The sequence below is a fragment of the Symploca atlantica LB2515 genome (genome assembly GCF_052546295.1).
In genome coordinates this window covers 4,237,993-4,263,429 of sequence record NZ_JBQWMT010000001.1, presented here as the reverse complement: position 1 = coordinate 4,263,429, position 25,437 = coordinate 4,237,993, and the positions used below count along the sequence as shown (strand labels likewise).

Genomic DNA, 25,437 nt, shown 5'->3' with positions numbered 1-25,437 from the left:
AGTGCGAAGTAAAGTGCCTTGATTTTGCCGTCAATCGCTTACTTGGGTTCTAAGGTTTCTGGCAGATCCCCAACTGATGAATTCCATTTATTGAGCAATTAGGATTTCAACAAAGAAGTCCGAGAGCTGGGTTGTCTTTGTGGGAAACCCCTAATTTAGTAATTTAAGCGATCGCAAATTTCCAGAATAATATATCTTCCGGGATGAAAGATTTTCAGGGTGAAGGTTAAACTATGTCAACCTGTTACCCCGCTCCCAGCGCTCCCAGCCATGGCCGTCATTACCATCCGCGAACAGCAGCAAAGAGATAGCGTATTTAACGCTACCCTGAGTTTTGATGGACGGGTTAATTATCCCATCACGATTACTGACCCGTTTACGCCCAAGGAAGAAGAGAAGTTAGAGTGGTATTTTGAAGAGTGGTTGGTGTTTCCTCAACTAGGGACAGTGCAGGCAGCGCGAGCAGCGGCATCTGTCAAGGATTATGGGGAAAAGTTATTTGAGCAGGTTTTTAAGAGTAATTTTGATGCCTATAGCGAGTATCGGCAACTACGGGGGAATTTAGCTCAACTACAGATTGAGATAGAGAGTCAAACGCCGGAGTTTCAGGCATTGCATTGGGAGGCGTTGCGTGATCCAGATTTGCCGCGTCCTTTGGCGGTGGATTGTGTTGTGCTGCGGAAGCGGGTGCAACCTGTTCCGGTGCAGGCGAATGTGCAGCGGTTTCCGGTAATTAATTTGTTAGTGGTAACAGCACGACCAAATGAGGAGGCAGATGTTGGTTATCGCACTATTTCTCGTCCCTTGATTGAAGCCATTGAAACGGCAAGGTTACGGGTGAATGTGGAGTTACTGCGTCCGGGTACTTATCAGGCGTTATCCCAGCATTTGGATGAAAAGGGGGCAGGTTACTATCACATTATCCATTTTGATGCTCATGGGGCATTGATGGAGTATGAAGAGATACAGAAAGGGGTGGAAGGGAAGCGGTATCTGTTTCAGGCACGTTATGGGCGGGAGGATATTCAGCCGTATCAGGGGGTGAAGGCGTTTCTGTTTTTGGAGGGAGAAAGGAAGAGGAAAGCTGACCCTGTAGAAGCTTCGGAGTTGGCGGGGTTGTTGACGGGGAAGGGGATTCCGGTTTGTGTGTTGAATGCTTGTCAGTCGGGGAAGCAGGTGAAGGGGGACACGGAGACGCGGGGACAATTATCCTTGGATGACTCTCGCGAAACCAGTCTTGGTAGTCGGCTGATGGGGGCTGGGATGCAGATGGTGGTGGCGATGGGGTATTCTGTCACGGTTACTGCTGCATCGTTATTAATGGAGACGGTATATAAACAGTTATTTGCCGAGAAGGGAATTAGTGAGGCGCTGCGGTTGGGACGGAAGGAACTGTATAACCGCAAGGGACGTAGGGCTTATTATAACCAAACTATTGATTTAGAAGATTGGCTGTTGCCTGTGGTGTATTGCAATCAGCAGGTGAAGCTGAATTTGCGGGAGTTTACACCCCAGGAGGAGGAGGCTTATTTTGCATCTCGACAGCAGCAGTATCGCTTTACTCCACCGACTTACGGGTTTGTGGGGCGAGATTTGGAGATTCTCAAGATTGAGAAGGCGCTGCTGCGGCACAATGTCCTGTTGTTGCAGGGGATGGGGGGAACGGGGAAAACTACTCTGCTTAATTATCTCCGGGAGTGGTGGCAGACGACTAAGTTTGCCCAGGAAATATTTTATTTTGGTTATGACCAGAAGGCGTGGACGTTAAAGCAAATTTTACACGGGATTGGTAAGCAGGTTTATGACCGTTTTGAGTTGAGTCGCTTTCAGGCGATGAGTCAGGCGGCGCAGGTGCAGAAGTTGGTGGAGAAGCTGAAGGCGGAACCCCATATCCTGATTTTGGATAATTTGGAGTCGGTGACGGGGAAGCGTTTGGCGATTAAGAATACTCTATCTAAGAATAAGCGGCAAGAAATTCAGGAGTTTTTAACTCAATTAGTCGGTGGTAAAACGCGGGTGGTGTTGGGTTCCCGCAGTGGGGAAGATTGGTTGCAAGGGACATTTCGGGAGAATGTTTATCCTTTGCAAGGGTTGGATAAAGAGGCGCGTTCGGTATTAGCTGAGAAAATATTAGAACGGTATCTGGCAGCTTCGGAGATTCCCAAGATACGGCAGGATGAGAATTTTGGGCGGTTGATGAAGTTGTTGGCGGGGTATCCCCTGGCAATGGAGGTGGTGTTGGCGAATCTCAAGCAGCAATCACCGGGGGAGATTTTGCAGGGGTTGGAGAAGGCGGATATTGCTTTAGATTCGGGGAGTGGGGATAAGACGGAGAGTATTGTCCAGTGTGTGGAGTATTCTCACCGGAATTTGTCGGTGGAGGCGCAGCAGTTGTTGTTGTGTTTGGCACCGTTTAGTGGGTTTATTAATCGGATTGGTATTCCGAATTATATTAAGGAGTTGCGGAAGTTAGAGCCGTTTCGGGATTATCGGTTTGATAAGTTTGATGGGGCGATTCAGGAGGCGATTAATTGGGGGTTGTTGTCGCCTCTTAACCTCTCCACCGACTCACCTCCCCAGCAAGATTCACCTCTGTTAACGATTCAGCCTGTTTTTCCTTACTTTTTGCAGACGAAGCTGAATGAGTTGGATGATGCCACTCGTGAAGCGTTGCGGGAGGGGTTTAAGAATCACTATTTAGGTTTAGCGGCTGCTTATCGGCAGTGGATGGAATCGAAAGAGGCTCAAGAACGGCAATTGGGTGTTTTCTTCTGCCGACTGGAGTATGAAAATCTCTACAATGGTCTGCAAATTTGTTTGGAGAAGCGGGAGAGTGTAGCTATCTTCTTTTGCTTGTTTCAATACTTCTTGCTAATTGAAGATATCCAGAGCAACCTAAAACTTTCAGAATTTGTCTGCCAAGCGCAAAAGGCTTATCCCTCTGAACTTCGCATAGGTGAAATCAGCAGGGAAATTGCCATGGCACTCGGTAGGCTGGCTTCCTGTTATCTAGAAATCAAAGATTACCAGCAAGCGAGAGCATCTTATAAGAAAGTTATCGAACTCACTCAACAACTTAGGGGTGTAGACGAGAAGCAGAAGCAGTCATTATTCGCCAGCGCTCACCACAACTTGGGAATCGTTGCCCAACGGTTGAGAGATTATCAACAGGCAAAGGCTTACTATACTCAGGCTCTCGATATCTATATCGAATCTGGCACACGATACGAGCAAGCAAAAACCTACCACCAGTTGGGAAGAGTTACCGAAGAGTTGAGAGATTATCAACAGGCACAGACTTACTATCAACAGGCTCTGAATATCAAAATCGAATTTGGCGATCGCTACAGCCAAGCGACTACCTACCACCAGTTGGGAATGGTTGCCCAAGAATTACGAGAGTGGGAACAGGCAAAAGCTTACTATACTCAAGCTCTCGATATCAAAATCGAATTTAGCGATCGCTACCATCAAGCTAGCACCTACGGAAAATTAGGATTGCTGGCAGAAGCGCAGGAAAACTATGCAGAGGCAAGGGCAAATTTGCAGACAGCTTTGGAGATATGGGTTGAGTATCAGGATGAATATGGGGCTAGCGTTGCACAGGAAGCCTTAGAACGACTGCCCGATGATTCTGTTAATCAGGATTAATGGTTGATGTAGGGTATTGTCGGCTGCAAATCATAGTCAGATTGAGTAAAGCAAAGTTAGTGTAGCGACTGTCTTGATTGTCAAGTGTGATCGCTACCCAAAACTCAGATACTCCTCGAAAGAGCGATTAGCGCGATCGCGCCACTGCCAAAAGCGATCGCACTATTGGCACTGTTGAATTTACGCAAAATCACAATATTCTGCGAAACTAGAGCAAAACGGACTTGATATAACGGCGAACAAATCACCCGTTCAATCGCGGGGTATGCGTCGGGGGGATTGGTCAGTCGTAGATGGTTCCGTGTATTCGCAAAAAATATTAAGTCCTATTTTAAGAATGTATAACACAATAACAGTAGCGATCGCTGGGTCGAGGGGAAATCCCGCCATCCCTACCAAATAAACAATCAACCCCGTCAGTAGAGGAGTACTACCAGGATTCTTGCTATATTCCTGAATTTTGGTGCGGAAGCTATCATCTCCACACGCTTCTTGGCGTAGATTTTTCAGCGTTACTTGCCACAGAGATTTACCTTCCGCCATCTGTGGTAGCGTGCCGTACTTTTCAGTACATAGCTGGTTAAATGAGGCTTCAAACCAGCCTTCTTGTGCTGCTAGAGTAGCTAAGGCTTGCTGTGCTGGTTCATACTCCTGCAAAATCTCTCGCAGGCCATAGATTTCTGGACTAGTTAATTGAGTAGTCATACTAAACCTCTCTAGTGAGTATGCCACCTCAAAATACCTTAATTTAGCACTGCCATCTCCCTAGACTTGATCACCTCAGCTGCTTTCTTCATTGCCTTAGTTGCTTTCTTCATTGCCTTAGCTGCTAATGTATAGCCGCCATCAGCACCATCAACAAAATGAACGTGACAACCATGAGTATCTTGGACGTAACAAGTAATTAAAGCGCGATCGGAAGTATGTAATCCATAGACTAGCAAACCCTGCTGATGCTTTCTTTCCAAGAAACTTACCAATCTCTCTCTTTGCTCAGAATTGCTGGTGAGGATCATGTTCAGTGTGTCACTGAATTTCCGATAATCAGTGGCACTCATTACTTCTCGTCTATCTTCAACACATTTTAAGACCATCCATTTAATATTGAACTTGTCCCAAACGAGGGCAATTAAATTTTTCAGTTTTAGCTGGTGCAGTAATAGTTTTCGCCGTAACCAGCTTCTGGCATGATGCTGAAGCTTTAGCGCTGAAGTCAAGTCTTTATCATGAAATGTCAACTTTAAATTTTCCCAAAAAACTGGATGGAATCTATCTTCTTTGCCATAGATTTTTTGGATTTGGTCTAACACTTGTTGATAAATTTGAGAAGATTTTTCTCCATCTTCTGCGGCTGCTTTCACAATCAAGCTGTCGATTTCTCCGTGTTGGCTGCGAATATCCTGCCAGGGACAACACACCCCAGAGAAATTTGCAGCTTTGGGAGAAACGCCTAAATCACTTATGACATAGTGCTTTGCAGTGTCAGGGTTTTTAATTAAAGAAGTTGCGTAACTAACACCACCGCCGGAAAAGACCGCTTGCTGATAATTACCCAGTGCCTTAAACTTAGCTACTTTGACTTCATAACCAGCGGAAGTCACTTCTCTCACAGGCACTACTCCTACCCTTAAATCCAAACCAAAATTTTGCTTTGCCAAATTTCTGGTGGCTAGTAACGCTTGAGAAGTTGTTGGTAAGAGTGAGGGAGGGATGAGAATTGAAGCGCCATCACCACCGAAGATAAAAGGAATTTTAACACTACCAGCAGCGTTAACTACGGCACCAATTGAACAAGCACCGAGTAAATTAACCTCTTTATATCGTCCTGCTTCGATCGCTTTTGTGGAGTCAACCACATCAGTTACAAGAATATACCAGTCCTGGGGTGCGGGGACAAAATATTGATAGTTAGTCACCTCAAAGAAGTTTTCTAACACTGGCAATTCTAAGTAGAAATTTTCGGTGGACATGTTCCTCTAAATCCTTAAAAATTTGAGTTTCCTGTGTCATCGCTAGAAGCACCCTGAATGTCTGACTTGTTGTAGGCGTTTGTGCCGTTAACCTTGTCGGTAAGCTTTGCTCAAAAATTGACTCTGCTGAGAAGGGATAAAAGAAACTCTTCTACCCTGATGATGGCTAAACTTCTTTAACAAATCTTTACAATTTACATGTTACATGATGTACAAGATGTTTTGAAAATGAATCTAACTAAAGTCATAAAAAGTGATTTTAGACACATTTTTTGATTTATTGAAACAATGCGATAAGGCTCATAAAAGAGACAATTTAGTCAAATTAACCAGAAAAACTCAGCTTTAGACAAATAATCGATGTTTACTACAAGTCATTGTCGGTAATGCTTAGCTCAGATTTACCGTAGCGAGGAGAGGGTGTATTTAGCGATTAGCAGATATGTCAGTCAGGTTTTACTACCAGCAGAGAATTTTTAGGCTGAATATGGTCTTCTTTGTCGCAGGTTTTACTACTAGCAGAGAATTTTTACGGCGAATATGGTGCTCTTTCCGGAAAGTTTTCGATTTAGTTTAAAATTTCTTTTTCATGAGGCAGTAAGACAATAGAAAATGGAACATTGAAGTTTATACATCAATATCTGGTTTATAGCCTAAATTAAGCATTCCTTCGCTTTGCTCAAGGCATGCCCTCTCCTTTCAGAGATGCTACGCGAATCAAAAAAGTGAAGAGACAAGTTTCCACTAACCATTTACCCGCACAGCGACAATTATCAAGATGCAGATTACTAAGTGTCTCCATACAGCAGTCCTTGTTTCTGAGTTAGAAACAGCAGAGCATTTCTATGGCAAGATCTTGGGATTACCAAAAGTAGAGCGATCGCTAAATTTTCCTGGTGTCTGGTATCAGCTGGGCGAATTTCAGATACACCTAATAGTTAACCCCAATGCCACAAGAGAACTCGTAAACTCACAGAAATGGGGTCGTAATCCTCATATTGCTTTTGGTGTAAGCAACCTGGATGAGGCAAAGAAGCGTCTGCAAGCTTATGGGCAAAGCTTCCAATTGAGTGCATCGGGTCGGGCTGCTTTGTTCACCCAAGACCCAGATGCTAACGTGGTTGAAATCAGCCAAATTTAATTACTTCAGTAGTTTCAATGGAACATGAAATATCTAACATCGACGATTAGGAACAGAAATTGAGCGCCACTCACTTAAGTAGCAGTCATCAGAACGACTGAAAATAATTTCTACCTTGTCCCCCCTTGTCTCTTTGTCCCTACGTCTCCGTGCTACCTGTCCCCTGTCCTTAAATGCAAATTATTGCCTACCTTTACAGTGACCCTCTGCTCGAATCCCCACCAGAGCAAGCAGTTTGGGGTGCAGAGGTGGATCGGGTCTACCAAGACTTAGGAGGGCGTCAGCAGTGGCAGCAGCTTCTGGTTGACTGCCAAGTTCAACCAGTTGATTACTTCTTAATTCGGCGTTTGGAGGAACTAGGGGACTCGCTAGAGGAAGTAAGCGATCGCCTTACTCAAATAGAAGAAATGGGTATCCTGATCATTGCCACAGAGCAATCCTATAGTTCTTCTCACGCGACTGATACTGAAGGGACGGCAATTCGGGCAAATTTATTCAAATTGCTAGCAGAAATTAATAATAGCCAGTGTAGCCGCCGCATTCGTCAAGGACATGCCCGTAATCGCCTCAAAGCAATACCTCCCCCAGGTAAAGCCCCTTATGGCTATCGGCGCGGCAAGGACCGTTATATTATTGATCGCTCGACAGCACCAGTAGTTAAGGATTTTTTTGAACGATTTTTAATTTACGGTTCCCTGCGCGGTGCAGTTCGGTATCTAGAGAAAAAGTACAGCAAAAAAATTTCGGTTTCTACAGGGCGTCGTTGGCTTACTAACCCCGTCTATCGAGGCAACCTCGGCTACCAAAATGGTGAGGTGATCTCAGATACCCATAGCCCCATTATTAATAGGGAAGAAGCGGCACAAATCGACCGACTGCTGCGTCGTAACCGACGACTACCCCCCCGTACTGCCAGTGCATCTCGTTCTCTAGCTGGTCTAGTGGTTTGTGCAGAGTGTCAATCTCACACGAGTGTTACTAGTGTCACCAGACATCGCCAAGATAAGGAATATCTCTACCTACGTCCGATTAACTGCCCTCGGCGTCCCAAGTGCCGCGCCCTCTCCTACGAAACAGTATTAGAGCGAATAATTCAAAGTATTTGTCAGCAATTACCCCGTGCTGTTGCTGGGCTAAATTCCCCTAATCTCGATAGCGTTAAACAATCCCTCAGCAATCAGATTACCCACAAGCAAGATATCTTAACTGAGGTTAAATCTCTAACCTGTCGCGGCGTGCTGGATACAGAAACCGCTGACTTAAGGGCTTACAAACTCCGTGCAGAAATTTCCCAACTGCAAGGGCAGTTGGCTACCCTACCACCAGTTAATTTACAAGCGCTCGCCCAGACTGTATCCATTTCTCAATTTTGGCGTGATTTATCGGAATCAGAGCGTCGGTTCTACTTTCGAGAGTTCCTTCGACAAGTTGAAATAACTCGCCAGGAAGAAGATTGGCAGCTACAGTTGGTGTTTATTTTTTAAAAGACTTAATTTTTCAGTAGTAAGTAGTAAAGTTCCCCCGTTCCCCCAATCACTCCCGCGCGATCTCCTGCTTTGGGCCCAGTTCCCATAAAGATATCAACGCGACCCGGCCCTCGGATCGCACTACCAGTATCTTGGTCAAGTACGTAGCGACTCACTATCTGAGACTCTAGCTGACCAGTGGCATTCGCATAAGGGATTCTGGTCTTAATCAGTGCTAAGGCTCCAGGAGGCATCAGAGACTTATCAGTGGCAATCGAGCGCTCAGCCGTAACTGGCACATTGAGGCTACCAGTCGCTGGTGCTCCATTGGTTTCTTTGAAGAAAACAAAGCTTTGATTGCGAGGCAAATACTGATCAAGCTGGGTAGGCCAAGCACGAAAATAATCAATGAGAACTGGTAGAGTTAGCCCTTCTTGCGGCAATTTACCATCCTTGATCAGTTCTCGCCCTACGCTGGTGTAAGGATAATTAGTTTTGCCTGCGTAGCCAATACTCACCAAGCTACCATCGGGCATCTGTAGTCGGGCGGAACCTTGGATATGAACCAAAAAAGCCTCAAAGCGATCGCGCAACCAGAATAGTTCTCGCCCTTGCAAGGGACTGTTTTTCCCTAGACCATCTTTCCCTTCCAACTCAGCGCGGCTAGGCTGAGGATTCTGCCACTGCTGAAAGTCAGTAGGCATGCGGTAGAGAGGATAGCGGTACTGGTCGCTTGGCGTCCGACTGGCGGCATAAATTGGCTCGAAGTACCCCGTGAACAAAACTGTTCCCTGATTATCTCTGCCGACGGACTTATAAAAAATAAACTCGCGATTAACAGCCGCTTGTAATTCAGCAGGCGAACTGGAATTAATCAGTAGTTGACGGAAACGGGTAAGGGAGCGAAGGACACGATCACGGTTGATCCCCGATACTGGATAGTTTTGGTAAGCGGCGGTGGCTTTGGGTGTCTGAAGATAACGCAAGCTGTGATCTATAGAAGCTAAGAGTGCCTGTCGGTCTCCTACCTGACCCCATAACTGTTGATCAAGCCCCAATAAATTTGGAGTTACCTGACCAGTATCCCTATTGACTGGTCGTAGGGGTACTTCGGCGAGAACCGAACCACTAATTGTCAAAAGAGCGATCCCTAAACTTAGGGAAAGCCAAGTTATTGTCTTTCTCATCTGTCTTCGGCATTCCTGGATTGAACACAGTGCTACAGTAGTTGATTGCTCTGGGGGCGTACAAATCTCTCCAAATAATCTTGGCAGTAATGAGCAAACACTTGTGTAAATCTCTTGTTTATCTGTGGTTTTATGCTTCGTAGCACTGTAGCACTATTGAGATCTTTGCTAAAAGCGCTCGACGCTCCCACCAAAAATAGGTTCCACCCGAATCGCCGTAACGCTAGAGGGACGCACTACCATGTACTCACCCTGGATGTTTTTTATCGGCACGCTGATGAAGTCTTGAGAGGTAGCTTTTGGCATTAGTTCACCGCTGTACCACTTTTGGAATTCTTGAATTGTCGCAAAACGTACTTCTTCTCTATGACCGCTTGACAAAAAGAGGTGTACAGCGTATTCATCTGGGGTTCTTGGCATGGAAAATTATCCTCTATTTCTCCAGACCATTATCAGCGACTACAAGGTGGAAAATCACCTCCCCTGCCAGCAAATCCTGGCATTTAATCAATTCAAGAGAATAATTTGAACCGTTCTAGCGAAGTTTCTATTAGGGAAGGCAGAATTTGCTGTAGTCCTTCTGCTTGATCAAACAAAACCTCCTGGTAGGAGGGTAAGTCAAAGGGGAACTGTCCTGAGATGTCTTTTCTTGCCATTTTGGCTAGCAGAATTTGTTCTGTGGGCTTGACACTCAAGGCATAGCCAATTTCTATGCAGACATTGGGACTGGGGATCAGTAGGGGAGTCTCTTCTTTTGGCATCAGAGTCACTGGTGTGCCATCGGCAATAAACAGCAAACTTTTACGAATTTTTCGCATTTGATTACTGCTTAGGCGCATCGGATCGCCAGCTTTTCGCAGAGATTCTTCTAAGACTAGAGGTAGACGAGATCGCTGGTTGAAAGCTTCTATGGTGCGAGATAGGATATCGCGCAAAGCTTCACTAGAGGTCTCGTATTCGGTTTGGTGGCTCAAAAAAATTGTGGGATCGAGTTTTGCCATTACTTCTTGTTTGGCAAAGTAAATCTCGTGAGAGATCAAATCAATGTTGGCAATCGCGTAGCCGCCACTGCCTTCAATGTAAAATTCTACTGTTTCCCCTTCTAGATAGCGCCGGAACCAGGCTGAGTTTTTGACATCTTGGCTTTCGTCCAAAAAGTCTGCTCTCAAACCGGACTTGAGCAAGCTGTTTTTGCTCAAACGTAGGTCATGAGGTCTTTTCTCCAGCTCTTTAATCGGTTCATATTGCTGGAGATACCACGCTTTTAGGGCAATTATTGCCATGATGTCTTACAGACGCACAGTTTCCCGATGCCTGAAGCTAAATTTCTCGTTTGGAAATTCTAGCAATAAGCGGTGATATCTTCACCACATTCATCTGCTAAAAAACAAAGAGCTCGAAAGCGTAGCGCCACTACTTCCTCATAGAGAGGGTTGAGCTTGCACAGTGGTGGAATGTAGAACAGGGTACGACCCAATAATTTGATCTCACGCTCGAAGGGACACTGGGCGGGGATCAATTTACAAATGATGCGTGCCCGCTTGGGATCATCAACTTCAACTCGGTTAAGCCGCTGCTTTGTTATTTGAAGAAGGTTAAATTTCCTTGGGGTTTTGAAAAGTTTAGTTGAGTTTCTTTTCACCCAACTTGAAAGAACTAACTTATGTATGATAGGCTCTGATACATTCATAATCCCTCACCTGTTTTCGTTTTCGTAGAAAAAGAAATAGATAGCCTGTAACTTACCTACAATTGCTCGCCCGCCTGCTCCGGATTGGTTGAGGCTGGTTTTCCTGAAAGTTGCCATTTTCTGCTGGCAGCTCCACTTCTGCTTGGATAAGCTACTTTTGGTACTTCTTACAGGTTTCTCCTTCTCTAGGTTCTGTCCCCTTAGCAATTTTGTTTGTTAGGGGCTTATTCGCTGCCCTCAAGAGCAGCTGATCTTAAAAGAGGATTAATGAGGTATAAAAGCCAGCATCAACGATGCTTAGTCAGTCAAAAAAACGAATCTATTTATGGTAAAAGTGCGAACCTAGTTTTATTGATTGGCTAGCAACTTATAGCGTTGCTGCCGGAAACAACTCAGCTTAGATCTGAGAAGCTCTACTAGAATTTAACCGATTTGTCACTGGGTTTTACTAGCAACACTTATCAGGATAACTGATCAACGTTATTAGGATAACTGATTAAGTGACGAACGACACAAAAAAAAAGACTGCTTCTAACAACGGAAGGTTTCCCGATGTTATCAGTCAGTCTTGACCTAGCTTTCTAAAAATCTCAAGCCCCTAGCAGAGGATACTTAAACTTCAGGAAGCTACCTTCGCCGCAGTTGAGCGCCGGCGTCTGCCTGTTGTTTTAGTGGGTTGTTCTTCAGGGCGTTGCAGCAAGAAGACTACCAGGGGACGACTTTGAAGTTCCCGTCTGGCTAAACGATCAAGATCTCGTTCTATTTCCCCTTGCAAGCCTACCCAATCAACATCAATTTGCTCATCACCCCCAGACGACTTAGCAAATTCTGTCCAGCGTTCGCTTAATGTCCTTTCAATCCTTTTGTTCACTAACTGTTGCAGCAGTGATTTTTCGACTGTTGAGGCGACACCCCGCAGGTGGATTTCTGGTTTAGCAAGCAGTTTGCCATCCCAGCCAAGAGCAGCTGCTACGGTCATTACGCCATCACCTGCCAGTTGTTGTCTTTCCCGGAGTACTTTGTGATGAACAACACCAGTACGGTCAACTAGCTCAATACCAGATGTTACTTGGGAACTAATCCTGATCTTATCTTCGGTTAATTCCACCACATCCCCGTTATCGGTAATCACCATATTTTCAGCCGGGATACCCATCGCTTGAGCCATCTTTGCGTGTTGAACCAGCATGCGATGCTCTCCGTGGACTGGCATGAAAAATTTCGGTTTGGTCAAAGCCAGCATTAGTTTTTGGTCTTCCTGTGCACCGTGCCCGGAAACGTGGATTCCTTTATCACGTCCATAGACAACGTTGGCACCCTGCTTCATCAATCGGTCAATTGTATTGACGACAGCAATAGTATTTCCTGGAATAGGATTAGCCGAGAATACGACTGTATCGCCTTCTCGGATCTTAATTTGACGGTGTTCACCGTTGGAAATGCGGGTGATTGCTGCTAGTGGTTCACCTTGAGAACCCGTTGTCAGGATTAGTACCTTCTCTGGCGGTAGACTGTTGGCAGTATGCAACGGTTCAAACATGCTATCCGGGCATTTAATGTAACCGAGATTGCGTGCATGGGCAATGACATTCAGCATTGAGCGACCAACTACAGACACAACCCGGTTATTTTTTTGCGCTATGTCCAGGATCATATTCAGTCGATGAACTGATGAGGCGAAAGTGGTGACCAACACTCTTCCTGGGGATGTCGAGATAACACGATCAAGATTGGGATAAACAGAGCGTTCTGACGGTGTGTGTCCGGGAACTTCGGCGTTGGTAGAATCACTTAGTAGACAAAGCACGCCTTTTTCTCCGTGTTCCGCCAACCTTTGGAAATCAAAGAATTCGCCATCAACTGGTGTGTGGTCAACTTTAAAGTCGCCTGTGTGGATAATTACACCAATTGGTGTGTGGATCGCAACAGTAAAGCTATCAGCAATCGAGTGAGTATTACGAATAAATTCAGCAACAAAATAAGAACCAATTCGCACCATTTCACGGGGGCCAACGGTTTTCAAGCAAGTGCGGTCAGTAACACCAGCTTCTTCTAGTTTGCCTTGCAATAGTGCCATGGCCAGACGAGGACCATAAATTACGGGAATGTCAAACTGTTTCAGGTGATAAGGAATACCGCCGATATGATCTTCGTGACCGTGGGTAACGATCATACCCTTGATTTTGTGTCGATTTTCTCGTAGGTAGGTCATATCGGGCAAGACAATATTGACCCCATGCATTTCATCGGTGGGAAAAGCAATTCCTGCATCTAGGAGAATGATTTCATCGTTGAACTCAAAGACACAGGTGTTTTTACCAATTTCGTGAAGTCCACCGAGGGGAAGGATTTTTACAGAAGGTGCTGATTTTTTCTTGATCATTTGATGTATTTCTCTTTGAGATTTTGTTGGTTAGGTCTTACAAACTTCGGTCAGTTATAGGAGGTAAGTAGAATGCACTAAATATCCTTACAAAAAGCCTTAAGCTGTGACTAAGTTAATCAAAAAACTTCCCACAATTGCTCCTCTTAAACCGGTAATTATTCCGGTATCAGCAGCGGGGAGGAATTTAAGATAAAAAATTGTGCTTCTTTATTTGGTCTATTTTCTAACTGTTAGCACATTAGATAACTAATAGGCTCAAATATGTGTAATTTGTTAGTCCTCAGAAGTGATTCATAAGATACGAAATTCTGTACTAATATCTAGGTCTAATTGGAATTAGAGAAACTTTCCTTTAAAGAAAGTTCAACTAAAACATCCTCTAACTCTTTTTTTAACTCGCTTGGCAGATCGCATAATGGCGAGCGAGGGGAGCCAACATCCCAACCTTGCAGTTTCAGTGCTGCTTTGATAGGGATGGGATTAGTGGTAGAAAACAGAACTTTAAATAGAGGGAAAAGCCTGAGGTGAACTTCTGTGGCTACTTTGGCTTGACCGGCTTCAAAGGCACGAATCATCTGTTGCAGCTCTTTGCCGACTAGGTGGCTGGCAACACTGACTACACCAGCGCCTCCAACTGCCAACATGGCTATAGTAAAAGAGTCATCTCCAGAGTATAAGACAAACTCAGGTGGCGTTAGTAGCCGAGTTTGGCTTACCTGGTCTAAGTTTCCACTCGCTTCTTTGATTGCCACAATGTTGGGAATTTCTGCTAAGCGAGCCGTCGTGCTTGGCAGTAAATTTTGACCAGTACGACTAGGTACATTGTAGAGCATCAAGGGAAAATCAGGACTCGATTGTGCGATCGCTTGGAAATGTAGATATAGTCCCGATTGGGGTGGCTTATTGTAATAAGGAACGACTTGTAATGATCCATCTAAACCCAGTTTAGCAGCTTTTTGAGTAGCAATGATTGCTTCCTCTGTGGAATTAGAACCAGTACCAGCGATCACCTTGGCTTTGCCTGCTACTGCTTTTTGCACTACCTGATATAACTGATACTCTTCATCCCAACTCAGAGTAGGAGATTCCCCCGTAGTTCCACAAACCACAAGGGTATCAGTGCCGTTTTCAGCCAAATGGGCTGCTAGCTGCTCTGCTAGATCGTAATTCACGCTGCCATCTTCTCTAAACGGCGTGATCATTGCCGTTAGCACACGTCCAAAATTGACCACCCTTTTTTACTTCCTCCTTGGCATTTTTTGTATCTTGCCGGTTATTTTAATAAGAAACCATTGCTTTTGCTGGTTGCAACCAGTTTTTAGCTACCAACAACTCCGCAATTTGTACAGCGTTCAAGGCTGCTCCCTTGCGAATCTGGTCTCCACTCAACCACAGTTCTAAACCGCAGGGGTGAGAAAGATCTTGACGAATTCTTCCTACCAATACTTCATCACTACCAGAAGCATCTATGGGCATAGGAAAATAATTAGCTTTCCAGTCTTCGACAATGCGCACTCCTGGGGTATTGGCTAAAGCTTCTTTTGCCTGCTGTACTGGCATCGGTTTCGCAAACTCTAGATTAATTGCCTCTGAGTGGGCCCGCAGTACAGGAACCCTGACACAGGTGGCGGATACTCGCAATTGAGGAGTGTTAAAAATCTTACGAGTTTCGTTGACCATCTTCATTTCTTCCTCGCAGTATCCTTGGTCATTCAAGGGAGAGTTATGGGGGAAAAGGTTAAAAGCTAAAGGATAAGGAAAGCTTTCTGTTGGTGGCTCTTCACCCTGTAGAATAGCCCTTGCTTGCGCCTTAACTTCCTCCATTGCTCTCATCCCAGCACCGCTAGCTGACTGATATGTAGCTACCACAATTCTTTGCACAGGCTGCAATTGATGCAGCGGCCATACTGCCATTGCCATCAGAATTGTCGTGCAGTTAGGATTGGCAATGATACCTTGATGAGTTGCTGCTGCTCCTGGATTGACTTCAGGAATCACCAGAGGTACTTGGGGATTCAGGCGAAAGGCACTGGAGTTGTCAATCACCACGGCCCCCTTTGCCACTGCTTTGGCTGCCCATTCCTTTGATATCGTTCCTCCGGCAGATGCCAAGACTAAATCCACGCCATCAAAAGAATTTTCTCCCACGACTTCTACTGGCTTCTTTTCACCTCGGAATGAAACTATGCGCCCCGCAGAACGGGACGAGGCTAGAAACTTGATATCAGCTATAGGAAAGTTACGAGTTTGCAGTAATTCGAGCAACTCTGTGCCTACTGCACCCGTTGCGCCTAAAATAGCAACGCTAACCTGAGAAGACAAAGGCATTTCCTCCACTTACTCAAAAAAATAGAGTTTCTTAATAATGACTTGTTGGAACCTTTAAGATAAGAGCGGTTAAATATTCTTAAGTTTGATTTTTTACTAACTTTGGTTTCTGTAGCGCACCTGCTCAAGTATGCATTCCCATTAAGTTAATAATTATTACCTATCTTAAAACTGTCATTTAGTTTTTGCACTGCCGTGCGCTGTGTAATCAGGACGCTCCGCTTAAACTACAAGCTTAAACTATATTAGAGAGTCAATCTCAAACTCAGCGCGTTGACCAAGCTCCGCGCCCCCTGTACTATCATTTAGATACGTAAACCAGAGGAACAGGCTAGCCAATGTTTTCCCAGGCATTAGGGAAAAGGTGCTAGATGTTTACTAGTTGCAAGTCTAGCTTACCACGTTTATAAAACATAGGCTGTAGGTAATCTATGAGTTTTCGGCTCCGTTTCTCGCTAGAGCGGTTGTTGACTAAAAACGGACAATTTTCGTGACGGAAGCGGTAAACCCCACCCCGCTTCCTCTAGGCTCACCAAGGAGACAGGGTATTAAGCAGGTAAAACAAGCATGAAAGTCACTCAGGAACAGCTCCCCTCTAGCCAGATCGGCCTGGAAATTGAAATTACTGCCGAAACGACCAAAAAGGCCTACGAAAAGGTCGTGCAAAACCTTTCTCGCTCTGCCAATATTCCTGGGTTCCGCAAAGGAAAAGTGCCGCGTCAGATTTTGCTACAGCGTATTGGCACCCAAAAAATTAAAGAAGCTGCTATCGAAGATTTGGTTCAAGATGGTCTCAAACAAGCGATCGAGCAAGAAAAAATTGAAACCCTAGGAAACTACAAACTACTCTCTTCATTCGAGGAGTTGCTGACTCAGTTTCAGCCAGGAGAACCGCTGATTTTCTCTGCCTCGGTTGATGCTCCACCAGTAGTAAATTTAGGGGATTACAGTGGCTTAAGTATTAAAGCTGAAGAAACTCAGCCTGAACCTGAAGCTGTAGATGATTTCTTAGAACAGCGTCGTCTTCAGCAAGCAACTCTCATTCCTGTGGAATCACGCCCTGCACAAATGGGAGATGTGGCAGTGGTAGATTATTCAGGTCAGTTTGCCGAAACTGTTGAGGGAGAAGAGGCAAAGCCAATCCCTAATGGTGAGGCAAATGACTTTCAAATTGAACTAGGAGAAGGAAGATTTATTAAAGAGATCATTGAAGGAATTGTGGGCATGAGTCCAGAGGAAACCAAAGAAGTGCCTGTAGAGTTTCCTGAAGACTACGCCAGAGAAGATTTGGCAGGTAAGACAGCAGTTTTCACCGTTACTCTTAAAGAAATCAAAGAAAAAGAGCTACCAGAATTAGATAATGATTTCGCTCAAGAAATCAGTGACATGGAAACTCTTGAAGAACTGCGCGAATCTTTAGCCAAGCAATTTAGCGAGAAAGCTGAGCAGGAAACAAACGCAAGTAAAGAGCAAGCACTACTAGAGGCACTCCTCGAAAAAGTGGAAATTGATCTTCCCGAAACCATGATTGAACGGGAAGTCGAGCAAATTTTGACCCAGACAGCTATTCAGCTAGGAAACTCAGGGATAGATGTGCGGCAGCTATTTAACGCCGAAACAGTACCGCAGTTGCGAGAGCGATCACGCCCCGATGCCATTGCCCGCCTCAAGCAATCTTTGGCTCTTGAAGAAATTGTCAAGCGTGAATCTCTCACTGTTGAACCAGAAGCTATTGAAAATAAAGTTAAAGAGTTGATGGAGCAGTTTGCTGGGCAAGATGTGGATCTTCAAAGAGTTCAGGATTTCGTCGAGTCTGATTTGCTGAAAGAGAAAGCTCTAAAATGGCTTGAAGAACATGCCACAGTTGAATTAGTTCCCAAAGGCTCCCTGGAAAAAGAAGCAACAGAAGCTGAAGAAATTCAGGCAGAAGCAATCACCACCCAGGATACAGATCAAGACGAAGCTGACCAAACAATAGATGTTACAGCTGAAACCTCCACCGAGCAATGAGCTGATACCTCCATGCCCTACTAACGCCACGGATGGCATACCTAGCCCTGCCATCCATCGGCTAGATCTTAGCTAAATAAACCCAGATCGGGCGCGATTCACATTGAAGAGCATGCTGTCTCGCGCCTTTTTCTTAATAACAGCGCAAACTAGTTCTTCTGCAAGTTAAGGCATAATAATCATTAACATAATCGCTAAATTTATTTGAATATCGCTGTATTAAGCGGCAAAATCTGAAAAAAATGTAAAAGTGCTAACGGTTTAAGTTGATTGAGAACTAAGTTACCTTAGTAATTGAGGTTACTTAGTTCGCTACTTGATAGTCCTGACTAGTCCTTTGTTCAACATACTTATCAGTTTAAGTAACTACCTGTAAGCTAATAACCAAGAAAAACACTACTTGTTTTCTATATTCGCTAGACTAAAAGCGTGCTAAATATAACTTTGAGGATGTCTCAGCCACAGAGAGATTTAGCTTAACAAAGCTCTCTGTGATGATCTAGACAGTACCACTGCTAAATAAACTACGATGCCTTCAGTTTCCTTATGCTGCAATCCCAGTTCCCTGATTATCAATTAACCAGCTTGAATACCCGGTCGATTTACTCTGGCAATCCCAGCAATATCGTCCCCATGGTGGTAGAGCAGTCCGGTGTAGGAGAACGGGCGTTTGACATCTACTCGCGGCTGTTGCGGGAGCGCATTGTTTTTTTGGGTACACAAGTAGATGACGCCGTAGCAGACTCTATTGTTGCTCAAATGCTTTACTTAGAAGCTGAAGATCCAGAAAAAGATATTCAGTTATATATCAACTCTCCAGGGGGTTCGGTAACAGCAGGCATGGCAATTTACGACACCATGCAGCAGATTAGCCCAGATGTTGTTACGATATGCTTTGGTTTAGCGGCTAGCATGGGAGCATTTCTACTAACAAGTGGAGCTACTGGCAAGCGGATGGCACTACCTAATTCTCGGATTATGATTCACCAGCCTCTTGGCGGTGCTCAGGGACAAGCGGTAGACATTGAGATTCAAGCCAAAGAAATTCTATATCACAAGCAGCAACTCAATGAGCTGATGGCCTATCATACAGGTCGGTCATTGGAGAAAATTACAGAGGATACTGAGCGCGACTTCTTCATGTCGGCGGCTCAAGCCAAAGACTATGGTCTAATTGACCAAGTGATCTGTCGGCAAAACCTTCCCAGCTCAGAAGCTGCTGCTACTCCTAATTAATATAAGAGGCTTCTTATGTCTAAATACGACTCACATCTAAAATGTTCGTTTTGCGGCAAGTCTCAAGAACAGGTACGCAAGTTAATTGCCGGGCCGGGAGTCTACATCTGCGACGAGTGCGTTGACTTGTGTAACGAAATTTTAGATGAAGAGTTACTTGATTCGGGCTCTCCGGCTCCCCAGCCAGTACCTCGTTCGGAACCCCCCCAGAAGCGTCGCACTCGCGCTGAAGGAATATGTTTGAATCAGATGCCTAAACCGAGAGAACTCAAAAAGCATCTTGACGAGCATGTAATTGGTCAGGACGAGGCAAAAAAAGTTCTCTCAGTAGCAGTTTACAACCACTACAAGCGCCTAAGTTTTTTACAGTCTAAGAATCAGAACAAGCCAGCCGCAGAAGAATTAGTAGAGTTACAAAAGTCCAACATCCTGCTAATTGGTCCGACAGGTTGTGGTAAAACGCTTTTGGCTCAGACCTTGGCTCAGGTATTAGAAGTGCCCTTTGCCGTGGCAGACGCTACAACGCTGACAGAAGCTGGCTATGTAGGGGAAGATGTCGAGAATATCTTATTGAGATTACTACAAGTAGCTGATTTTGATGTGGAGGAAGCCCAGCAAGGCATCATCTATATCGATGAGATTGACAAAGTAGCGCGCAAGAGCGAAAACCCCTCAATTACCAGGGATGTTTCCGGCGAAGGTGTTCAGCAAGCCTTGCTCAAGATGTTGGAAGGAACAGTTGCCAATGTGCCACCTCAAGGCGGACGCAAGCATCCTTACCAAGACTGTATTCAAATTGACACCAGCAACATATTGTTTATTTGCGGCGGTGCCTTTGTTGGTCTCGATAAGGTAGTAGAGCAGCGCATTGGTAAGCGGTCAATAGGCTTTATTCAACCGGGAGAAGGTCAAACTAAAGAAAAGCGAGCAGCAGACTTACTGCGATACTTAGAGCCGGATGATTTGGTAAAATTCGGCATGATTCCAGAGTTCATTGGTCGTGTGCCAATGGTAGCAGTAGTAGAACCACTGGATGAGAAAACACTAGTCGCCATTTTAACGGAACCCCGCAATGCACTGGTGAAGCAGTATCAGAAGCTGCTAAAAATGGACAACGTGCAGCTTGAGTTTAAAGTAGAAGCAATTCGAGCAATCGCCCAAGAAGCCTATCGCCGTAAAACTGGTGCTAGGGCGTTAAGAGGCATTGTCGAAGAATTAATGTTAGACATCATGTATGAGTTGCCCTCCCGTAAGGACGTCACTCGCTGCACAGTTACGCGAGAGATGGTAGAGAAGCGCTCAACAGCAGAACTGCTGATGCATCCTTCCTCTCTACCGAAGCCAGAATCAGCTTAGTTGCTAATGTCACTAAGTTGAAGGTTGGAAGTTTGAATAGGGAAATTGATGGTTTTCTAGAGTTAAAAGTTATCGGGTTTAAAGTTGAAGGTTAGTTAGAGGAAACTTACAGCGAGTAACTCCAATTAACCTGCAACTTGTAATCTTTGATAGGCAAAGGACGAAAAATGCCTTACATTCAAGTTCGGGGTGTTGACCACTACTACGAATGGATTAAAAGACCAAAAACAGCCGAGAATCGACCTGTAATGGTTTTCATCCATGGTTGGGGTGGCTCTGCACGCTATTGGGAAAGCACAGCACAGGCTCTCTCAGAAGCGTTTGACTGTTTGCTGTACGATTTACGAGGGTTTGGTCGCTCACGGTTACCGCCAGAACCGATAGAGCCAATTACCTATGAAATGGAAGACTATGCTGAAGACTTGGCAGTATTGCTAGACGCCCTAAAACTAAATCGCGTCTGTATCAATGCCCATTCTTTAGGAGCATCAGCTGCGGCGATGTTTCTCAATCGTTATGCAGAGCGAGTTGAACGAGCAATTTTGACCTGTAGCGGTGCTTTTGAATACGAGGAGAAATCCTTTGCCGCTTTCCATAAAATCGGTGGCTATGTTGTTAAGTTACGTCCTAGCTGGTTAGGGGCGATTCCCTTTGCTGATAAGTTATTCATGAAGCGATTCTTGTACCGTCCCCTGCCTGCTACTGTTAGTCGTGCTTTTTTAGAGGACTACTTATTAGCAGATTACGAAGCAGCTTTGGGTACGATGTTAACGGCTGTTAGTAAATATGCAGCCGAGGTGATGCCTCAGGAGTTCGCTCAGCTTAGCGTACCTACCCTTTTAGTGTCCGGGGAATATGATAGGATTATTCCTGCGCAAATGGGGCGCACAGCAGCGCAACTTAGCGAAAAAATTGAGTATTTTGAAGTACCTAGTGCAGCTCACTTCCCGATGCTAGAAGCACCAGCAATTTATCTAGAAAGGGTGCGGGAGTTTTTGGGCGTTAATTACCCTATTCAAGCGTAAAAAACTAAAATTCAGAACGAAAATAATAATGAAGAAACCCCCAGATGGTAACATCCAGGGGGTTGATCAGGGTGCATCTACTACTTTCTTATTCCAGTGCCTAACACGAACCCTCCGGGTAGGTTTTGCAAAAACTTGATAGTTGTTGCAGTTTTCTACTTGTGAAGTCGCTCTCTAGAGTGGAAAATGTGGGAACCAGTGAGTAGGGACATTGCTTTTGAGGCGACTACTTTCGCCTTCTTGAGGAGGTGCTTTTATGCTTTTAAATTACTTCATAGGCTAACAGCCTCTTCCCTGCTGCCTCCTGCCTTATCTCAACGATAAATATTAAGCCAACCTACTTACCCTAAACCCAATTCGCGTTTGAGCAAATTAATCGACTTGTCGCCAATATAATTCCCACTGAGTACTATCTTGGGAGGACGAATTAAATCTTCTCTGGCAGCTTGAATTGCCTCTTGCACAATTGGATAACTTGTTTGATCACCGCAAATAACTGTTTGGGCAGAGCGAACTAGAGCATTCAGCTTATAAGTGTCTATAACCTGGGCTGTCATCAGTAGTAGCTCATCACCCCGCAAACTGTGGATAATAATTTCTACTATCTGTAAAATACCAGAACTAAGACTCACCACTCCTAGACAGCTATTTTTGGGGAGACTTTTAACCAACTGAATTTCTTTAGCGTAGTCGTAGATATCTAGGGGAATGACACGAACAGATTTAGGTGCCGCAATTTCCTCAGCTTTTCTAATAAAATAGCGGCTAGTCACTACTGTGGCAGAATTGGTTTGAGCCAGGGCTTCTGAGAGTTCCTCCATCGGCACTAACTGCACAGGGATTTTTAGGGAATGCTCTAGTTCGTGCACCATTAACTTACCAGCCCCCAAATCACGATTCTCAACTGTGACTAATACCCGCGCACTACAGCGCAAACGCCAGTCAATTTCTGCCAAGAAAAGTTCTCTAGCCTCGCTGAGGGAGCAACCTTGCCCTAGTAGTTCGTCGAGACTCTGTTGCACAACTTTGTAAGCTTCGGGGTATTCATCAAGGATCGGAGATTGACGTTTCGTGCCGCCTTCATGACCCTGTGCCTTGACATAAATCCCTGACCCTGCCAAAGATTCTACCAACCCCGTTTCTTCAAGCTGCCGATAAACCTTGCTAATCGTATTGCGGTGCAAACCAGTCTCCATTGCTAACTGGCGAGTACTGGGCAGTTTTTCTCCAGGGGGGTATTGCCGGGAAGCGATCGCAAACTGAATTTGGTCAAATAACTGCTTGGATGCAGGGATTTCACTGTCTTGCTGAATATGATACTTTACCATCACAGAGTCTCCACAGCACTCCGGTAAGCTAATAAAAGGGGAATTTCCACCATAGGTACATTAATAATCAATATTTTCTCTCATTATTAAATTTATCTTGACTAGACATTGATTTCCTAGGTAAATCGCTAACTAAAACATCGACATCTTACCAACAGGCATCATAACCGATGTTAATCATGAGAGTGTAATGATTTATCCACGCTGCCCTTTCGCCGAAATTCTCTCGACGGAGAACATCTCATTTACGTAGAACTACCCTGAACCACTAGAGTTAAGTTGAGGATTCCGGATTCTACCCCAGACTTTTGGCAAAATAAGATGAGTTACCTGAACCACTCAGAGCCACGTAGTAAAAGTTAGACAAGACAGCACGCTTTTGACGACCACTTATGTAAATTTTTGCCCTATATTACTATTATATTTCGCTTCTGAGTAGACTTAAGTTAAAAACTCGTTTACTGTTTACTAGTTAGAGTTATTTGGAGAAACTGCAGAAAAAATCGACGCGATTCTATCAGATATTTTATTCTAAAAATAGGCAGTTAGCAAGCTATTGACTAGGTAATTGAAAACAAAGTAATGCGTCAATTAATTGAATATAATTGCATAATTTTTTCGCGATTAGCCCTACCTGTTGTTGCATTTGTAGTAGTCATTTTCTGAGTTTATGGTCTAAACCAAGAACCAAAAAATAATCAACAATAAGCAAAAATAGTTAGATAGAACTCTGGATCTGCGAAAATAATTGAGGTATTTTAGAGTTAAAAGTCGAAGTATTATTTGCCGCCTAATTCTGGAGTAAATTATCGCAATTATAAAATTAAGTTAACTTCAAAAGAGTGCAACAAAATCTTCAAAATTAATCATGGCAAATAGAAAGATTTCTACCAATTTCGTCAAAGTAACTAATAATTCTGTGGAAATTCCAGCTTATCTGGCAATGCCATTAGGTGAGGGGCCTTTTCCAGGAGTAGTTGTATTGCAAGAAATTTTTGGAGTGAACTCTCATATCCGGGATGTCACAGAAAGGTTTGCCAAAGAAGGCTATATAGCAATCGCACCGGCACTATATCAACGCCAAGCCCCTGGCTTTGAAACGGGTTACACTGCTGAGGACATTAAAATAGGCAGGCAGTATAAAGAGCAAACCAAAGCTTCCGAACTACTCAGTGATATCCAAGCAGCAATCAATTACCTGAAAAGTGAAACGCCGTTACAAGATGACACTGTGGGTTGTATTGGTTTCTGTTTTGGCGGTCATGTTGCCTATTTAGCCGCTACCCTACCAGAGATTAAAGCCACAGCTTCCTTTTATGGCGCTGGTATTACCACGATGACTCCGGGGGGTGGTGAGCCAACTGTGAGTAGAACATCAGAGATTAGTGGTACGATTTATGGCTTCTTCGGCAAGGAAGACGTCAGCATTCCCCAAGCACAGGTAGACGAGATTGAAGCTACCCTCGAAAAACACCAAATCAAGCACCACATCTTTAGTTACGATGGAGCTGAGCACGGTTTCTTTTGTGACCAACGCGCTAGCTACAATCAGACTGCGGCAACTGATGCCTGGGAGAAAGTAAAGCAGCTATTTCACAAAGAACTCTCCCCTGTGTCTTAAAGCTTCGTCCCGCACCTCTTTTTGTGAGCGGGTAGTTAGCTCTTTTTTCAAGTGATTAATTGTCATGAATTCAGAATCAACTAGTTCTCAAACAAGCAAAGTGTCCTTTTCTATGGACGATTTTGCTAAAGCCCTGGAACAACACGACTACGAGTTTCAAAAGGGGCAAGTAGTACGCGGCAAGGTTTATAGGTACGAAAGCGATGGCGCGTATATTGACATTGGCGGCAAGTCTCTAGCTTATGTTCCGTTTCAGGAAGTTTCCTTGCAAACGACAGGGGATTTAGCTGAACTACTGCCTCTGCAAGGGGAAATGGATTTTCTCATTGTTCGGGAGCAAGACGCTGAGGGTCAGATAACGCTTTCGCGGCGTCAACTGGAAATTAAGCGCGTTTGGGATGAGTTGGTAGAAATACAAGATGATAATAAATCATTGCAAGTGCGCGTTTCCGGCGTGAATAAGGGCGGTGTTACCGTAGATTGGCAGGGTTTACGGGGGTTCGTGCCGCGATCGCATTTAAGTCAGCGAAATGACTTAGAATCTTTGGTCGGTCACAGCTTGACGGTAACTATTCTAGAAGCTGACCGCGATCGCGACAAGTTAGTGCTTTCCCAGCGGCAAGCCAGCCGTGCTGAGAGTTTCAGCCAACTAGAGCTAGGTCAACTAGTAGAAGGCAGCGTTGTTTCTATTAAGCCCTTTGGTGTCTTTATTGATTTTGGTGGTAGCACCGGCTTACTGCATATTAAGCAAGTGAGCCAAAACTTCATTCAGGATCTCTCAAAAATGTTCGAGATGGGTCAGCCGATTAAGGCAATGATTGTTAACTTAGATGAAGGGCAGGGGCGAATTTCTCTCTCTACCAGGGTTTTAGAAAATTATCCAGGAGAAATGGTGGAGAAGATGGCTGAGGTAATGGCTAGTGCCGAAGCGCGTTCAGAACGTGCTCGAACTAAAGTATTGCAACAGTAGTAACTGCACCACTGCCACATTTACTGGTAAGAAAATCTGATATCGAGCATCGCACAGGAGAAATTATATCTG

Annotated in this window: 19 protein-coding genes; 9 read left to right on the top strand and 10 right to left on the bottom strand. The window is 44.6% G+C overall.

Translation table 11 applies throughout. From position 1 onward, the window contains the following. Nucleotides 1–270 precede the first annotated feature (270 nt). A complete protein-coding gene (locus tag ACT7WV_RS17765; RefSeq protein WP_463424270.1) occupies nucleotides 271–3,651 on the top strand; it encodes a tetratricopeptide repeat protein in 3,381 nt (1,126 codons plus the stop codon). A 252-nt stretch (nucleotides 3,652–3,903) separates the two neighbouring features. Here the strand turns inward: ACT7WV_RS17765 and ACT7WV_RS17760 are convergent, their stop codons facing one another. Next, the gene (locus ACT7WV_RS17760) at nucleotides 3,904–4,356 is read right to left on the bottom strand and encodes a hypothetical protein (RefSeq protein WP_445104155.1); all 453 of its coding nucleotides are present in this window, start codon (nucleotides 4,354–4,356) and stop codon (nucleotides 3,904–3,906) included. 38 nt (nucleotides 4,357–4,394) lie between these two features. Then, nucleotides 4,395–5,621, bottom strand: a complete 1,227-nt coding sequence (locus ACT7WV_RS17755; protein WP_445104154.1) for a DUF3095 domain-containing protein — start codon at nucleotides 5,619–5,621, stop codon at nucleotides 4,395–4,397. 778 nt (nucleotides 5,622–6,399) lie between these two features. Here ACT7WV_RS17755 and ACT7WV_RS17750 point away from each other — a divergent pair. After that, entirely contained in the window at nucleotides 6,400–6,762 is a 363-nt protein-coding gene (locus tag ACT7WV_RS17750) for a VOC family protein (protein WP_445104153.1), read from the top strand. A gap of 173 nt (nucleotides 6,763–6,935) precedes the next feature. Further along, on the top strand, nucleotides 6,936–8,246 hold the full coding sequence (locus tag ACT7WV_RS17745) for a recombinase family protein (RefSeq protein WP_445104152.1): 1,311 nt from the start codon (nucleotides 6,936–6,938) through the stop codon (nucleotides 8,244–8,246). Nucleotides 8,247–8,251: 5 nt separating this feature from the next. Here the strand turns inward: ACT7WV_RS17745 and mltA are convergent, their stop codons facing one another. The 7 genes from mltA to ACT7WV_RS17710 all read right to left on the bottom strand — a co-directional run bounded on the left by mltA (nucleotide 8,252) and on the right by ACT7WV_RS17710 (nucleotide 15,819). Further along, complete coding sequence (gene mltA / locus ACT7WV_RS17740; RefSeq protein ID WP_445104151.1) at nucleotides 8,252–9,415, bottom strand: murein transglycosylase A; 1,164 nt, start codon at nucleotides 9,413–9,415, stop codon at nucleotides 8,252–8,254. 168 nt (nucleotides 9,416–9,583) lie between these two features. Further along, the gene (locus ACT7WV_RS17735) at nucleotides 9,584–9,835 is read right to left on the bottom strand and encodes a hypothetical protein (RefSeq protein WP_445104150.1); all 252 of its coding nucleotides are present in this window, start codon (nucleotides 9,833–9,835) and stop codon (nucleotides 9,584–9,586) included. A 92-nt stretch (nucleotides 9,836–9,927) separates the two neighbouring features. Further along, on the bottom strand, nucleotides 9,928–10,698 hold the full coding sequence (locus tag ACT7WV_RS17730; protein WP_445104149.1) for a hypothetical protein: 771 nt from the start codon (nucleotides 10,696–10,698) through the stop codon (nucleotides 9,928–9,930). A 59-nt stretch (nucleotides 10,699–10,757) separates the two neighbouring features. Beyond that, nucleotides 10,758–11,105 (bottom strand): Mo-dependent nitrogenase C-terminal domain-containing protein, encoded by a 348-nt coding sequence (locus ACT7WV_RS17725; RefSeq protein ID WP_445104148.1) that lies wholly within the window; start codon nucleotides 11,103–11,105, stop codon nucleotides 10,758–10,760. A 619-nt stretch (nucleotides 11,106–11,724) separates the two neighbouring features. Then, nucleotides 11,725–13,488, bottom strand: coding sequence for a ribonuclease J (locus ACT7WV_RS17720; protein WP_445104147.1), 1,764 nt, complete (start codon nucleotides 13,486–13,488; stop codon nucleotides 11,725–11,727). A gap of 329 nt (nucleotides 13,489–13,817) precedes the next feature. Further along, a complete protein-coding gene (dapA, locus tag ACT7WV_RS17715) occupies nucleotides 13,818–14,723 on the bottom strand; it encodes a 4-hydroxy-tetrahydrodipicolinate synthase (RefSeq protein WP_445104146.1) in 906 nt (301 codons plus the stop codon). A gap of 46 nt (nucleotides 14,724–14,769) precedes the next feature. After that, nucleotides 14,770–15,819, bottom strand: coding sequence for an aspartate-semialdehyde dehydrogenase (locus ACT7WV_RS17710; protein WP_445104145.1), 1,050 nt, complete (start codon nucleotides 15,817–15,819; stop codon nucleotides 14,770–14,772). A 567-nt stretch (nucleotides 15,820–16,386) separates the two neighbouring features. Between ACT7WV_RS17710 and tig the strand changes: the two genes are divergently transcribed. The 4 genes from tig (at nucleotide 16,387) to ACT7WV_RS17690 (ending at nucleotide 21,446) form a co-directional block, all read left to right on the top strand. Beyond that, nucleotides 16,387–17,829: a trigger factor gene (gene tig / locus ACT7WV_RS17705; protein WP_445104144.1), complete on the top strand. Its 1,443-nt coding sequence runs from the start codon at nucleotides 16,387–16,389 to the stop codon at nucleotides 17,827–17,829. Between the two features lie 546 nt (nucleotides 17,830–18,375). Further along, nucleotides 18,376–19,065 (top strand): ATP-dependent Clp endopeptidase proteolytic subunit ClpP, encoded by a 690-nt coding sequence (clpP, locus tag ACT7WV_RS17700; protein WP_445104143.1) that lies wholly within the window; start codon nucleotides 18,376–18,378, stop codon nucleotides 19,063–19,065. 15 nt (nucleotides 19,066–19,080) lie between these two features. Beyond that, on the top strand, nucleotides 19,081–20,421 hold the full coding sequence (gene clpX, locus ACT7WV_RS17695; protein WP_445104142.1) for an ATP-dependent protease ATP-binding subunit ClpX: 1,341 nt from the start codon (nucleotides 19,081–19,083) through the stop codon (nucleotides 20,419–20,421). 167 nt (nucleotides 20,422–20,588) lie between these two features. Then, nucleotides 20,589–21,446: an alpha/beta fold hydrolase gene (locus tag ACT7WV_RS17690; RefSeq protein WP_445104141.1), complete on the top strand. Its 858-nt coding sequence runs from the start codon at nucleotides 20,589–20,591 to the stop codon at nucleotides 21,444–21,446. Nucleotides 21,447–21,787: 341 nt separating this feature from the next. On the opposite strand, the gene ACT7WV_RS17685 is transcribed toward ACT7WV_RS17690, so the two are convergent. Continuing rightward, on the bottom strand, nucleotides 21,788–22,774 hold the full coding sequence (locus tag ACT7WV_RS17685) for a GntR family transcriptional regulator (protein WP_445104140.1): 987 nt from the start codon (nucleotides 22,772–22,774) through the stop codon (nucleotides 21,788–21,790). A gap of 868 nt (nucleotides 22,775–23,642) precedes the next feature. Here ACT7WV_RS17685 and ACT7WV_RS17680 point away from each other — a divergent pair. Both ACT7WV_RS17680 and ACT7WV_RS17675 read left to right on the top strand, forming a co-directional pair. Further along, complete coding sequence (locus ACT7WV_RS17680; RefSeq protein ID WP_445104139.1) at nucleotides 23,643–24,395, top strand: dienelactone hydrolase family protein; 753 nt, start codon at nucleotides 23,643–23,645, stop codon at nucleotides 24,393–24,395. A gap of 64 nt (nucleotides 24,396–24,459) precedes the next feature. Further along, nucleotides 24,460–25,365, top strand: coding sequence for a S1 RNA-binding domain-containing protein (locus tag ACT7WV_RS17675; RefSeq protein ID WP_445104138.1), 906 nt, complete (start codon nucleotides 24,460–24,462; stop codon nucleotides 25,363–25,365). The last annotated feature ends 72 nt before the right edge of the window (nucleotides 25,366–25,437 follow it).

What these genes read in the sequence shown, in the direction of transcription:
- ACT7WV_RS17765 (WP_463424270.1), top strand. Translation starts at nt 271, where the DNA reads ATGGCCGTCATTACCATCCGCGAACAGCAGCAAAGAGATAGCGTATTT.
- ACT7WV_RS17760 (WP_445104155.1), bottom strand. Translation starts at nt 4,356, where the DNA reads ATGACTACTCAATTAACTAGTCCAGAAATCTATGGCCTGCGAGAGATT.
- ACT7WV_RS17755 (WP_445104154.1), bottom strand. Translation starts at nt 5,621, where the DNA reads ATGTCCACCGAAAATTTCTACTTAGAATTGCCAGTGTTAGAAAACTTC.
- ACT7WV_RS17750 (WP_445104153.1), top strand. Translation starts at nt 6,400, where the DNA reads ATGCAGATTACTAAGTGTCTCCATACAGCAGTCCTTGTTTCTGAGTTA.
- ACT7WV_RS17745 (WP_445104152.1), top strand. Translation starts at nt 6,936, where the DNA reads ATGCAAATTATTGCCTACCTTTACAGTGACCCTCTGCTCGAATCCCCA.
- mltA (WP_445104151.1), bottom strand. Translation starts at nt 9,415, where the DNA reads ATGAGAAAGACAATAACTTGGCTTTCCCTAAGTTTAGGGATCGCTCTT.
- ACT7WV_RS17735 (WP_445104150.1), bottom strand. Translation starts at nt 9,835, where the DNA reads ATGCCAAGAACCCCAGATGAATACGCTGTACACCTCTTTTTGTCAAGC.
- ACT7WV_RS17730 (WP_445104149.1), bottom strand. Translation starts at nt 10,698, where the DNA reads ATGGCAATAATTGCCCTAAAAGCGTGGTATCTCCAGCAATATGAACCG.
- ACT7WV_RS17725 (WP_445104148.1), bottom strand. Translation starts at nt 11,105, where the DNA reads ATGAATGTATCAGAGCCTATCATACATAAGTTAGTTCTTTCAAGTTGG.
- ACT7WV_RS17720 (WP_445104147.1), bottom strand. Translation starts at nt 13,488, where the DNA reads ATGATCAAGAAAAAATCAGCACCTTCTGTAAAAATCCTTCCCCTCGGT.
- ACT7WV_RS17710 (WP_445104145.1), bottom strand. Translation starts at nt 15,819, where the DNA reads ATGCCTTTGTCTTCTCAGGTTAGCGTTGCTATTTTAGGCGCAACGGGT.
- tig (WP_445104144.1), top strand. Translation starts at nt 16,387, where the DNA reads ATGAAAGTCACTCAGGAACAGCTCCCCTCTAGCCAGATCGGCCTGGAA.
- clpP (WP_445104143.1), top strand. Translation starts at nt 18,376, where the DNA reads ATGCTGCAATCCCAGTTCCCTGATTATCAATTAACCAGCTTGAATACC.
- clpX (WP_445104142.1), top strand. Translation starts at nt 19,081, where the DNA reads ATGTCTAAATACGACTCACATCTAAAATGTTCGTTTTGCGGCAAGTCT.
- ACT7WV_RS17690 (WP_445104141.1), top strand. Translation starts at nt 20,589, where the DNA reads ATGCCTTACATTCAAGTTCGGGGTGTTGACCACTACTACGAATGGATT.
- ACT7WV_RS17685 (WP_445104140.1), bottom strand. Translation starts at nt 22,774, where the DNA reads ATGGTAAAGTATCATATTCAGCAAGACAGTGAAATCCCTGCATCCAAG.
- ACT7WV_RS17680 (WP_445104139.1), top strand. Translation starts at nt 23,643, where the DNA reads ATGGCAAATAGAAAGATTTCTACCAATTTCGTCAAAGTAACTAATAAT.
- ACT7WV_RS17675 (WP_445104138.1), top strand. Translation starts at nt 24,460, where the DNA reads ATGAATTCAGAATCAACTAGTTCTCAAACAAGCAAAGTGTCCTTTTCT.